At 41.8% G+C, this 12980-nt stretch carries 8 protein-coding genes and 1 pseudogene; 6 read left to right on the forward strand and 3 right to left on the reverse strand.

Features of this window, described 5'->3' with window-relative positions; translation table 11 throughout:
* Positions 1 to 5: 5 nt before the first annotated feature.
* The 5 genes and pseudogenes from DCO56_RS08770 (at position 6) to DCO56_RS08790 (ending at position 8250) form a co-directional block, all read left to right on the forward strand.
* Positions 6 to 1697 (forward strand): RagB/SusD family nutrient uptake outer membrane protein, encoded by a 1692-nt coding sequence (locus DCO56_RS08770; RefSeq protein ID WP_181390500.1) that lies wholly within the window; start codon positions 6 to 8, stop codon positions 1695 to 1697.
* 11 nt (positions 1698 to 1708) lie between these two features.
* A complete protein-coding gene (locus tag DCO56_RS08775) occupies positions 1709 to 3712 on the forward strand; it encodes an FAD-dependent oxidoreductase (protein ID WP_108633360.1) in 2004 nt (667 codons plus the stop codon).
* A gap of 6 nt (positions 3713 to 3718) precedes the next feature.
* Entirely contained in the window at positions 3719 to 5368 is a 1650-nt protein-coding gene (locus DCO56_RS08780; RefSeq protein WP_108633361.1) for an FAD-dependent oxidoreductase, read from the forward strand.
* A 47-nt stretch (positions 5369 to 5415) separates the two neighbouring features.
* A pseudogene (locus DCO56_RS30050) lies at positions 5416 to 7238 on the forward strand (carbon starvation CstA family protein).
* Between the two features lie 331 nt (positions 7239 to 7569).
* Complete coding sequence (locus tag DCO56_RS08790) at positions 7570 to 8250, forward strand: 2'-5' RNA ligase family protein (protein ID WP_146191002.1); 681 nt, start codon at positions 7570 to 7572, stop codon at positions 8248 to 8250.
* A gap of 154 nt (positions 8251 to 8404) precedes the next feature.
* Here the strand turns inward: DCO56_RS08790 and DCO56_RS08795 are convergent, their stop codons facing one another.
* From DCO56_RS08795 to DCO56_RS08805, 3 genes are all read right to left on the reverse strand, one after another.
* Positions 8405 to 8788, reverse strand: coding sequence for a luciferase domain-containing protein (locus DCO56_RS08795; protein ID WP_146191003.1), 384 nt, complete (start codon positions 8786 to 8788; stop codon positions 8405 to 8407).
* A 90-nt stretch (positions 8789 to 8878) separates the two neighbouring features.
* Positions 8879 to 9805: an SRPBCC family protein gene (locus tag DCO56_RS08800; RefSeq protein ID WP_108633364.1), complete on the reverse strand. Its 927-nt coding sequence runs from the start codon at positions 9803 to 9805 to the stop codon at positions 8879 to 8881.
* Positions 9806 to 9959: 154 nt separating this feature from the next.
* Positions 9960 to 10346, reverse strand: a complete 387-nt coding sequence (locus tag DCO56_RS08805) for a toxin-antitoxin system YwqK family antitoxin (RefSeq protein ID WP_108633365.1) — start codon at positions 10344 to 10346, stop codon at positions 9960 to 9962.
* Between the two features lie 675 nt (positions 10347 to 11021).
* Here DCO56_RS08805 and DCO56_RS08810 point away from each other — a divergent pair.
* Positions 11022 to 12005, forward strand: a complete 984-nt coding sequence (locus DCO56_RS08810) for a TlpA family protein disulfide reductase (RefSeq protein ID WP_181390501.1) — start codon at positions 11022 to 11024, stop codon at positions 12003 to 12005.
* The last annotated feature ends 975 nt before the right edge of the window (positions 12006 to 12980 follow it).

The raw sequence follows: 12980 nt of genomic DNA on the forward strand, positions 1-12980 counted from the left end.
GGATTATGAAAACTCTAAATAAACTAGCTTTATATATTGTATCTATTGCTACGCTCTTTTTGATGGGAGCCTGCGAAAAATACCTGGACAGATCTCCATTGGATGGTCCTACGGACGATAATTATTTCAAAAATCAGGATGAGTTGACGTTGGTGGTCAACGGTTTGTACAGTGCCTTGGCATTTCACCCTACGGACGATATGCCCATCAATCTGACACTTGATGATGCCACAGATATCGGTTGGGATCGTAATACCTCTGACCTACAAGCAGTAGGAAGGGGAGATCACGATAGTAACAATGGTTATATTCGGAATATCTGGACCAACTCCTATAAGGTCATTGGCAAATGCAATTTCATTTTGGACAATATCCAGAAGCTGGATGGGAAGATGGATGTCAATCTTCAGCAGCGCTATAAGGCAGAGACACAGTTTATCCGGGCCTATGTCTATCAATATCTCATTGATTACTTTGGCGGAGTGCCTTTAGTAACGAGCGGTTTAAGCCTTGCAGATGCAAATGTTCCTAAAACAGCTAAGGCTGAAGTCGCAGCCTTCATCCTCAAAGAGCTCGCTGAGGTGGCAGCTATCTTGCCGGTGAACTATGGCTCAGCAGATGTAGGACGCGCTACCAAAGGTGCAGCTTTGGCCATACGGGCTCGGGCAGCACTTAATAATGGGCTATGGGAAGAAGCAGCGCGTTCTGCTAAAGAAATCATGGATCTGAAAGTATATGCATTACACACCGACTTCGGCCAATTGTTTACATATGATGGAGAGGCATCCAAAGAGATTATCTTTGCTTTTCAATATTTACGCTTACAAAAAACCAAGACCCATAGTACTACACGCGGATTTCTGTCTCGCAACGCCCAGGGCACTTCCAATAAAATTCCATCCCAATCCATTGTGGATAGCTACCTGTGTACCGATGGAATTGCCATCGATAAATCCGCAAAATACGATCCTAAAAACCCTTTCGTCAATCGGGATCCGCGCCTAGGGTATACTATTGCACTTCCCGGTACCACATTTTTTGGTTTTCAGTTTGAAACCCATAAGGATAGTGTATCTTGTTGGAATTATTCTTACAATAGATCTTTACCTGCTCGGATTAAAAATGAGGATGCGATCAATGCTTACGCAAGCTTTTCGGGCTATTGCTGGAAAAAATATGTCGATATTAAGGACAAGGACTTTACCATGGAGTCGGAACTAAATATCATTCAGAGTCGATACGCTGAGGTATTATTGATTTACGCTGAGGCGATGATCGAGAGCAATAAAGTAGACCAGACGGTGTATGATGCGATCAATAGTATTAGGCAACGTCCCAGCGTCGATATGCCAGCAATCCCAAGTGGTAAAACACAGGATGAACTGCGCGAGATCGTACGAAAAGAAAGACTTTATGAATTGGCCAATGAGGGCTTTCGCCTGGTCGATTTGAGACGTTGGAAACTGGCCGATAAATTTATGAATTCGACCCTCTATGGTCGCATTCCAAAAGGTCTGCTTGCCGATGCGCCGACGATCGATGCGGATAATTACGTGAATTATAAAAATGTGGCCAATCAGAAAGATATGCGTGTTATCGAGCTCCGCAAGTTCGATCCCGACAAAAATTACCTTTGGCCGATCCCGAATATTGAAATTGTAACCAATAAAAATCTGGAGCAAAATCCAGGCTATTAAATCCTAAGATAATGAGAAAAACACTTTTAATGACCATAGGGCTTTTGACCATATTTTGGCAGCTCGTCAAGGGGCAAACCGATAAGCAAGTAGATATATGTATTTATGGCACCACATCTGCTGGCGTGATCGCTGCCTATACTGCTTCACAGACCGGCAAATCCGTCTTGGTGATCGACCCGGGGACAAGGCTAGGCGGACTTAGTTCTGGCGGATTGGGGCAGACAGATATCGGGAATAAATACGTCGTGACAGGCTTAGCCCTTGATTTTTACCGTAAAATGGGCAAGCATTACGGTAGTTTTGAGCAATGGATCTTTGAACCCAAAATAGCCGAATCCATATTTAAGAGCTATCTGGCACATTCCCGGACGCAAACACTAATGGGGTATCGTTTGACAGGCGTAAAGACAGACAGTCGATCGATCAAAAGCATAGCGCTGCTTCCAAGTGAAAGCAGGGGCGGCAAAAATATAACTGTCACGGCCAAAGTATTTATGGACTGTAGTTATGAGGGCGACCTCATGGCCAAAGCTGGTGTATCCTACCATGTAGGCCGCGAGTCAAATGGCACCTACGGCGAGACCATCAACGGCGTGCAATTACTGGATGGCCATCAGTTTCCTGATGGTGTAGATCCCTATAAGATAAAAGGGGATGCCAATAGCGGCATTTTATGGGGGATTAATACTGAGCCCTTAAAAGAAAACGGAACGGGAGACAGCAAAGTCCAAGCCTATAACTACCGGATTACATTGACCAATGTTCCTGAAAATAGGATAGCCATTACCCAGCCCGAGAATTATGACGCATCCAAGTACGAACTTTTAAAGCGGCAAAAAGAGATCCAACTCTGGAAGAGCATCCAGGACGTATTTATCTGGAGTCTGATGCCCAATGGGAAGACTGACATCAATAACAGAAATGGATTTTCAACCGATATGATAGGCATGAACTGGCGCTATCCCGAGGCAGATTATTTTGAACGGAAGGAGATTATCAAGGCTCATGAAGATTACACCAAGGGCCTGTTATATTTTGTCTCAAACGATCCTTCGGTACCGGAGCCGATCCGAAGCGAATTCAAAAAATGGGGTTACCCCAAAGATGAATATCCCGACAATGGGCATTGGTCGCCACAATTATATATCCGCGAAGCCAGAAGGATGATTGGCGATGTCGTCATGACCCAACACCATTGTCAGGGCCGAGAAGTTGTATCCGATGGGGTAGGCTATGCCGCATATACCATGGATTCGCACAATTGTGACCGAGTGATCGTCAATGGCATGGTCAAAAATGAAGGTAACGTTGAGGTTGGCGGATTTTCTCCCTTTCCGATTTCCTACAGGGCTATCGTTCCCAAAAAAGAAGAAATCAATAATCTTTTGGTCCCTGTCTGCCTGTCGGCAAGCCACATTGCCTTTGGTTCCATTCGCATGGAGCCTGTATTTATGGTGCTGGGACAGTCCGCTGCCGTGGCAGCCTGCGAAGCGATCGACAACAAAATTGCCGTTCAGGATGTTGATATAAAACGCGTGCAAAAAACATTGCGTGACAACCCGAAGGCGGATGGCCGTAGGGCTGATTATATCATTCATGTCGACGATAAAGAGCAGGTTATGTTGAAAGGAACTTGGCGTAAATCCGCAAAAAAAGGTTATGGTATGAGTTATCAGGAAGTGGACGGCGACTCTACAGCGGTTGCCCGTTTTACTCCCGGCAAAGATTTTGCCGGCGGAAAATATATGCTCTACAGCTATTTTCCAAAAACTGCTGAAAGCACCACGACCGGGAAATTTATTATTAATACAGGGAAGACGAGGACGGAAAAAACGATAAATTTTAAAGAAGTCAATATTCTGGGACAAACCACAAGTACCTGGGTAGCGCTTGGCGAATACGCGTTTGAAAAGGGAAGTCGCACACCCTATGTTGAGATCAGGTCGGCGGATGACAGCGGCGTATTGGCCGCAAATGCCGTCTTGTGGGTTCCCGTTTCAGACCAAAAATAAATACATATGCAAAAGATAAAAATAGGAGTAATATTGGTGCTTGTCTTCGCTTTTCTGCAGGTTGAAGCACAGCATTCGACGAAAGAGGTAGATGTTGTGGTTTACGGCGGTACACCGGCCGCCATCACAGCGGCATTGCAAGTGAAGCGGTCCGGCAGATCGGTTATCGTCTTATCACCAGATAAGCATTTAGGCGGGCTGAGTTCAGGTGGACTTGGTTTTACGGATACCGGCGACAAAACAGTTATTGGTGGCCTAGCCAAAAAATTCTATCAGGATGTATATAACCATTACGCCAAAGAATCGAGCTGGAATTGGCAATCCCGTGCTTCATTTGGCAATCGGGGTCAGGGCACTGTTGCCATGGACAGCGCGCATCGGACGATGTGGATTTTTGAACCTCATGTAGCCGAGCGCATTTTTGATTCCTGGGTGCGTGATCATCAGATTGATGTCGTCCGTGGAGCCTATTTAGATCGGCAGGAAAGCGCCGTCACTAAAGAAGGCACAACAATCAAGTCCATCAAAACCTTAGACGGAAAGATCTATGAGGCGAAGATATTTATTGATGCCACCTACGAGGGCGATCTGATGGCACTTGCCAAAGTAAGTTACACGATCGGGCGGGAGGCCAACCAGACCTACGGGGAGCAGTGGAACGGCGTTCAGACCGGGGTCTTTCAGCATCGGCATCACTTTATCGCGCAGATCAGCCCCTATAAGCACGAAGGAGATCCGGGCAGCGGTCTGGTATTTGGCGTTTCGGAGCAAGATCCCGGGCAATATGGAGCGGCAGATCAGAAGCTGCAGGCCTATTGCTTTCGGATGTGCCTGACTAACGATGTCCGTAATCGGAAGCCCTTCGTGAAGCCAATGGGGTACGATCCGCAGCACTATGTCTTGCTGCAACGTTTATTCCGGGCAGGCTGGGACGAAGCCTTTCAAAAATTTGATCTGGTGCCCAACCATAAGACTGATGCCAATAACCACGGTCCGTTCAGTACCGATTTTATCGGGATGAACTATCGCTATCCCGAAGCGAGCTATGCGGAACGAAAATCCATTATCGAAGCCCATCGTCGTTATCAGCAGGGCCTATATTATTTTATGGCCAATGATCCTTCGGTGCCTACAGCAATCAGATCAAAAATGGCCGAATGGGGGCTGGCAAAAGATGAATTTAAAGATAATGACAATTGGCCTTCTCAACTATATATACGAGAAGCCCGGCGCATGCTGGGACAATATGTGACGACCGAACACAATATCCTGGGCAAGCGCAGGGTGGAAGATCCGATCGGTATGGGCTCATATACCCTAGATTCGCATAATGTCCAACGCTATGTGACCAAAGAAGGCTTTGTTCAAAACGAAGGCGATATCGGCGTTCATGTGCCAGCGCCTTACGCCATTTCCTATGGATCGATTATCCCAAAAAGCAATGAATGCAGCAATTTACTTGTTCCGGTCTGCCTCTCCAGTTCGCATATTGCCTTTGGTTCGATCCGTATGGAGCCGGTATTCATGGTGTTGGGGCAGAGTGCAGGTGCCGCAGCGATATTAGCACTTGATAATGATGGGGTTGTGCAGCACGTGGATTACGGCTTATTAAAAAAACAACTGCTGGATTCAGGGCAAGTATTGGAACAAAAATAATATATTGCAATAAAATTATACCTGGATATAGGATGGATTTAGATAATATGAACGCGCTTACGCTGGTCTTTGCGTCAATTTTAATCTTCGCGATCGCTTACCGTTTTTACGGGGTTTTTATGGCACAGAAAGTACTCCGGCTCAATGATGCCATCACTACCCCGGCAGTCGAGTTTGCCGATGGCCACGATTATGTGAAGACAGACCGTAAGGTCTTGTTTGGACATCATTTTGCTGCCATTGCCGCTGCCGGGCCTTTGGTCGGTCCAGTGCTGGCTGCCCAATTTGGTTACCTTCCGGGGGCACTCTGGATTTTGATCGGTTGTGTTCTGGGGGGCGGTGTGCACGATATGGTTGTCCTGTTTGCGTCGGTCAGGCACAAAGGGCAGAGCCTGGCAACCATTGCGTCGAAGGAAATCGGTCCCGTTGTCGGCGGTATAACCGGTATAGCTGTTCTGTTTATTCTTATCCTGACCTTGGCTGGTCTTTCTCTTGCCTGTATCAGCGCCATGCACGAGGCCCCTTGGTCTTTATTTACCATTATTCTGACCATGCCGATTGCCATATTTATGGGACTCTTGATGCGGTACAAAGCCGGATCAGTTACCTTGGCTAGCATATTGGGGGGGATTTTATTGATTGTGGGCATTATTGCGGGCCATCGCTTGATGGAGATCCCAGTCATTCACAACCTGTTCGATTGGGATGTCAAGACCATTTCGATCGCGACTGCTGTTTATGGATTTTAGCGTCGGTGTTACCTATCTGGCTGCTTCTTGTTCCTCGGGATTACCTTTCCACCTATCTCAAGATCGGCACGATCCTGATGTTGGCCGTCGGCATTGTCTTTGTGCATCCGACGATACAGATGCCCGCTCTGACCGATTTTATCCATGGCGGCGGACCTGTGATCGGCGGGCCCGTGCTGCCCTTTATTTTTATTGTGATTGCCTGCGGTGCAATTTCGGGTTTCCATGCGATTATTGCCACGGGCACGACGCCCAAGATGTTGGGTACCGAAAGAGAGATTCTTTTTGTGGGCTATGGTGCGATGCTGGTGGAGGGATTTGTCGCCCTAATGGCCTTGATTGCAGCCTGCACCTTGCTACCGGGGGACTATTTTGCGATCAATACGCCAGTAAGTGACTATGCCCATTTTCTGGCGCAACATCCCGAATTAAAGGCCGTGGATCTGCAACATTTTTCAGATCGGATAGGAGTTGATCTCCATGGGCGGACCGGCGGAGCTGTTTCCCTGGCTGTGGGGATGGCACATATATTTGATAAGGTTCCCTTTATGGACGACGTGATGGCTTACTGGTATAATTTCGCCATTATGTTTGAAGCCGTATTTATCCTTACGGCTATTGATGCCGGGACACGGGTGGGGCGATTCTTTTTGCAGGAAATGTTGGGCAATATCTTTCCGGCCTTTAAAGACAAAGATTGGAAACCGGGCATTTGGCTATGCAGTGCTATTTTCACTTTTTCATGGGGCTATCTTGTTTTTACGGGAAATGTAAGCAGTATCTGGCCACTATTTGGCATTAGCAACCAGCTCTTGGCTGCCTGTGGGCTTATTGTCTGTACCACAATGCTTATTCGGATGAATAGGAAGAAATATGCCTTATTTACAGCCATACCGGGTGTATTTATGGCTAGGATTACCTTTTGGGCCGGCTATCTGCAGGTGGTGGATATTTATTTGCCCAAGAGGCAGCTGCTATTAGCATCACTGGCCATATTGGCCATGCTATTGATGCTTCTTGTTTTTATGGGTACATTTCGCAAATGGTATCAGTTATTTAAAACGGAGACTAACTTTATCGATCAAAATGAGGAATCCGTGAAAGTGCTGGTGGATCGCTAAGCTACATTGCTTCGTATCATTCCTAATTACTGGGAAATCCTGCCGAGTTATGTCAGGGGATTTCGATCAAAATAATTGGGGAAAATGTAATCAATTTTGATAACATTTGTGTTATGGAAAAGAGTACGAAACATTTTAATGGAATTCGCTCGAGTATCATCTTGGAAAGAGAGCTTAAGAAGCGTGTGATTAGGCGTTATTCAACATCTAAACGACCAACTACTCCGACGTCATCACATAGACATTAGCGCGGATAATTTATGCTATATTATAGGTAAATCCTATACGATTGGGACAGCGAGGTAAAGAAACCGTTTTGGGTAAAAAATTTATGAAACTTATACAGCATTATGATAATATGTTCAATCAGTCTATCGGACAGATTAGCAGGGGAGAGATAGAGATTGACCAACAGATAGATAATGACAGAGACCGACGTCGTGGTCTCACCTTGTTGATACGACCCAATGATGAGATTAAAGCCCGTGTTGGAGCTTTTCAGGACGAATTGATGAAGATCGACGGAGTACAGTATTATCAGCCGTCATCGGATCTACATGTGACGGCACTTTCAATCATTTCATGTTATGAAGGTTTTGATCTAAGTGATATACAAATCCAGGATTACGAAGATATTATTTCACAAAGTCTCAACGATATTCCCAGCACCGAGCTGAAATTTAAAGGGATAACAGCATCTCGGGAGGCCGTGCTGATACAGGGGTTTCCGATGGGCGATGGGCTTGAAATACTTCGTGATAGGCTGAGGAGTAATTTCAGTTCCTCCGCTCTGCAACAGCATATAGATTCGAGGTATCGATTGGCTACTGCACATATGACCTCAGTACGCTTTCGAAAGGAACTGCGTTCTCCGGACAAGTTTGGTACTAAATTGCAAGATTATAGAGCGGCCGAGTTTGGTGAAATGAAGATAGAATCACTTGAATTGGTATATAACGATTGGTATCAGAACAGTAATATCGTCAAAATACTCCATCGCTTTGCTTTATAAATCCTCGCCCTCGACGATAGACCTGAATAATACACTAAAATTCCAATACCGTACCTAGGTGGAAATTTCAAATATTGTAATGAAACCTATCTTAAATCGGAAACTGTAATCCAGGAATTGGAAACTGACTACCCTACAAAACGGATAGATGCAGTTACACTCCAGATTGTAGACGGCATACAAAAGGGGAGAGCTGCATAGAATCCTGCTTTTGTTTGATGCGGTCGTAAGCCTTGTGCAGGAGATAACATGCGTAGCCCACGTCTTGTTTATTTTGAAGGTAAAAGCTTATCCACCCTGAATTTTTAAATACATGATGGTCCTTAATTTTTCCTTCAGTCATTAACGAATTTTTTAGTTCTGTATTTAATAAGATGTCCAATAAGCCATTGCTATGTACATGTGCAAACTCTCTTCCCATATAATTAAACTCAGTCCCGCCATATTTATGTATTCCAATCGTAGTTCCAGGCATTCGTGTCACATTTTCTTCCAGATCGTCGATCCAGTCCAGTAATTCAGGTTTCGTTAAAAACATCCAAAATCTCATGAAGCTATCAAATATAATAGCGCATAAAGGGATATCCTTTAAAAAACCGACTCTTTTTACCACAAAAGAAAACATAGGCTATCTCTCGCTTAGTAATTTAATATGTTCCATTACTCTAAAATGAACATTTCTGGTGATACTTTCTGCCCATAGATCGTAGTACCAAGTAGGGAAGACATGAAGGTTATACCAACTGTTCCCAATAAGAGTAGTGGTGCCGTTTCCATTGTCCTTTAATATAAATTCGCCCCTTTTTATATCTATATGTCCCATAATTTCAGGGTCTTTGGGTTGATCAACGATATCAAAAATTAAGTTTTTATTGATGTCAAATTTTACAATCTTCTCATCGAAGATATATCCATTGCTAAAAATACATTTTCGGTTTGCACCCAGTCTATGCTCACTTACCGTTGTGGCCATGGGGCTCGGCATCCCAATTTTAAAGAGCCAATAGTTTTCCTTTTGGGATATTGGATCGAAGGCGACCACGTGTTTCCATACCTCTTCCGGACTTGCCTGAATCAATAGCTCATCAGAAACCATATTTTCGTGATGATGGTCGCTCAGGGAGTCAACAATGAAAATTCCAACTAAAAGGCTTACAATGCTTATATTCAATTTTTGATTTCTCTTTTTAAACATAGCCCTTCCAATAAAGGCACCTGAGATGATAAAGCCAAAAATAAGCGGTGAAACAATCAGTAGACAAATAAAGCCTTCACCTAAGAAGAAAAAGCTCATTAAGATGGCGATAAGACCATTCAGGATAGAATATCCCGTTATTTGTTTTCCCCTTATCTCCATGTCTTTCAAAAACCAAGCCGTGATAATACCCATTAACATTGGAATAATCACAAACTCTGAAAAAACAAGTATACCTGTATCCTCAGGCGCCAATGAAGACTGGATACCAATGATTAGGAATGCGAAAATGTTGGCTATCAAAATTCCTTGAAATATTTTGGAATTTAGCACTTTAAATAACGTTGTTTTCAAACTCATCGTATTTGATCGTTTATGTATTAAATTGAGGTCTTTTGTATAACTGAAAATAAATCTGAATCTGCTTCCAAACTAAATATTCACTATCTGAGCAAAAGATTAATCATAAGTTGCGATGAGCCACTTAAAAATTCCAGTATAGCTTCGCTCGGTTTCACACTATGCAGTTTACTTCTTTATTCGTACTAACCATAAACGAAAAATAATCGCTGCTGATATCAAAAGAAGACGCCCTATAAAATGATTCATAGGTATTGTCTAAGTTACCCCTTTTGTGGTTTACTTTTCTGAGTAAATTCCCATTCGCATCCCGGCTGATCCAGACACCATCTCGTTTACTTTCTATAAAGTGACGTTCTTCTAAGACTACGTTATTGGATATAACCTTATAAGCGTCTGCTGTACGAATTTCTGTGCAGTTACAATGAGGAAAAGTTTCTCCGGTTTGCCCTGATACATGAGCGACAGAAAGCATAAACAAAAGCAGAAGTGTAAAATAACTAAATTTTGAATTGTTGCGGGTAATTGTAGTACTATTCATAAAGCGGTTGTAATAAAGCTTTTTGACGCTAAGATATTAAATAATTATCTATTTGATCAATTGGGGAACTGTGGATGATCATACAAACTGGTATAGTGACGTCAAAAGTCGTTTATTGTAGGACAAATTAAGTTAAAAGAGGAATTTCCGAGAGGTTTCGATTATAAATATTCCGGAGCTTAAAGCGGCAACTTATTGAATTATAAAATTCTGTGTACAATGCGGATAATGGATTATCGTTGCGTGTTTATTAGCCATAATTTAACCAATACTTGTATAATATTGATAATTTGACAGGGTGTTATTTACTTTATTTTTATTTATGGAGATGAATAGTTATAATTGATAAGACTAATCAGGAAGTTAAATAAAGTAGTAGTTGCAAACAATATTTATTGACCGAAAACAGGCCGAATTTATTTCTTTAATCAATTTTGGATTTACTTTGCCTCTCTCAGATTGGGGGAATTCTAAAACTAAATGGTTAATAGAAGAAGCAGATATTTCATTAATTGAAAATGCCGCTAAACAGAGGCAAAAAGAGTTTGAGCAAGAGATATTTCTTCAAGTTTCCAAATGGGATATTCAAATGCGCTCATGTTATATGATTTCGATCATATTGCTGAGATTAGATATTCTGTTACAAATGAATTACTTAAACTCAATTATAAGGATATGAGAACATTATTTACCATCCTAATCTTGGTGCTGATCCGGTTTCAAATTGTTCAGAGTCAAACATCCATTACATTAATAATTACCAATGCAGATGACTTTAAGAACAAGGAAATCGGCGTAAGTGAGTATGGCCTTGAACCTAAATTCCAGCCGGTTAAAGACACCTCATATTTTCATCTTGATAATAAAGAACCGACTTTCTATTCATTTTATATTGCAGATCGCAATTTCAAAATATGTTTATCGCAGGGCCCTGTAATTATAAGAGGTGCAATTGAATCCGAACAATTTGTAGTAGATACCGTAATTAATGCGCCCTTATATTATGAAAGGGCTAGGTTTATACACATGGTTTCGAATGGAGAAGCCAATGGCCCCGAGCACTATCTGCAGTATATAAAATCCAATATAGCTAACCCCTTGGCATTAGAAGCTATTGGAGCCTTTTTATTTACTTTTCAAAACAATAGGGAATATGTGGATGCGATCTATTCCTTATACGAGAACGATGAGAAGGCTTATAAAGGTTCTCCTGATATTCGTAATTTCGAACGGCTCAGTAAAATTCGTAACCTAAAACATATTGATATCGATAAGCTTTCCCTAATCAATCTCAAAGGCGCACGTAGCCTGATTGAGCGGCGTGAAGATACGGACTATTACCTTATTGATTTTTGGTTCGTTAATTGCCCTCCCTGTGTGAGTGATCATATAGAGATCATGAAAGATTTTCAAGTTTTAAAGGGACGAAATGTTAGGATTCTAGGTGTTTCAATTGATAAAAATCCGTTAGATGTTCAATCCTATGTGGATAAGCATAACTATCCATGGGAACAATATTTAGATGAGAATCATAGTTTAACATCCCAATTTTCCATTTCATCTTTCCCAAGTTACATTTTATTAAATTCAGATGGCAAGATAATCTTAAGTAGTAATCAGTATAAAGATATCAAATCATATATCCGTAACTTAAAATGAGGGTGTAACGAGAATTTTTTAGTAAAATTATTCAATAAGATTATTTATAATTCAATTTAAGAGCACTTTGCTCATTAACTTTACGGCTGGCTAGACCAACTGCTTAGCCAAATTGCTTCCCTCTGCCGGTTAGAGGGAAGCTCTTTTGTTTTAAGATCTCAGTATAGATAGATCAACATTTAAATTTCGACTGATTATTCCAGAACAAATATTGCTAGTATTTCTGTACTATTGGAGCAGAATATATAATGCCTTTACTAGAAGTTTCTATGATAAAGAACATATATCATGAATTTTCGAGGTTATTTTAGAAGGATCATTTACGGAAACGTCAGTTGTTGTCGGATCCGGCTTCGACTCTATAAATAATTTTTTCCCCCTCAAATCGAGCGTTAAAGATTAGTATATAGACAATCAAAATAATGAGCCAATATCTAATTTTTAGACTTATCACTATAGTTCCTAATAGTATACCAATAATGCCAATGACGATTCGAAAATACAATATAGATTCATACTCCATCATGTACCAATAGCAGCCCTTGCAAAAATTGTATTGATAGAGCATATAAACATCTTCATAAGTAATAAGTATGTTGAAAAGAATTATTAATGCTCCAATTACCCGACAAAGGACGGAGTTAGTTAGTATCTTATGAGATGTTCTCCTTAACGTAGCAATTGAATTCATACCTTCTCAATCTTAAACAATATCCCAGTAATTATTGCGGCGATCGAATAATATATCGCCGATTCCATTGAGCGCACTGTTAATGCCACTGTCATTGCAATTCCAGCCAGTGTAACTAGTATTAATGTCATTTTGATCCAATTAACGTTGAGTGTATTGTCCTTAAACCAGCTGAATGCCAATATATAACATACCAACGTAGGAATAGAATAAATCGCGCTATAGCATAACCAAAGTATAGAAAAGAATATTGTTTGACCAATACCGGAAGAATTTAACGGGTT

Source organism: Sphingobacterium athyrii (genome assembly GCF_003071065.1).
Taxonomy (GTDB): Bacteria; Bacteroidota; Bacteroidia; order Sphingobacteriales; family Sphingobacteriaceae; genus Sphingobacterium; species Sphingobacterium athyrii.

What these genes read in the sequence shown, in the direction of transcription:
- DCO56_RS08780 (WP_108633361.1), top strand. Translation starts at nt 3,719, where the DNA reads ATGCAAAAGATAAAAATAGGAGTAATATTGGTGCTTGTCTTCGCTTTT.
- DCO56_RS08810 (WP_181390501.1), top strand. Translation starts at nt 11,022, where the DNA reads ATGAGAACATTATTTACCATCCTAATCTTGGTGCTGATCCGGTTTCAA.
- DCO56_RS08775 (WP_108633360.1), top strand. Translation starts at nt 1,709, where the DNA reads ATGAGAAAAACACTTTTAATGACCATAGGGCTTTTGACCATATTTTGG.
- DCO56_RS08800 (WP_108633364.1), bottom strand. Translation starts at nt 9,805, where the DNA reads ATGAGTTTGAAAACAACGTTATTTAAAGTGCTAAATTCCAAAATATTT.
- DCO56_RS08795 (WP_146191003.1), bottom strand. Translation starts at nt 8,788, where the DNA reads ATGTTTTTAACGAAACCTGAATTACTGGACTGGATCGACGATCTGGAA.
- DCO56_RS08805 (WP_108633365.1), bottom strand. Translation starts at nt 10,346, where the DNA reads ATGAATAGTACTACAATTACCCGCAACAATTCAAAATTTAGTTATTTT.
- DCO56_RS08790 (WP_146191002.1), top strand. Translation starts at nt 7,570, where the DNA reads ATGAAACTTATACAGCATTATGATAATATGTTCAATCAGTCTATCGGA.
- DCO56_RS08770 (WP_181390500.1), top strand. Translation starts at nt 6, where the DNA reads ATGAAAACTCTAAATAAACTAGCTTTATATATTGTATCTATTGCTACG.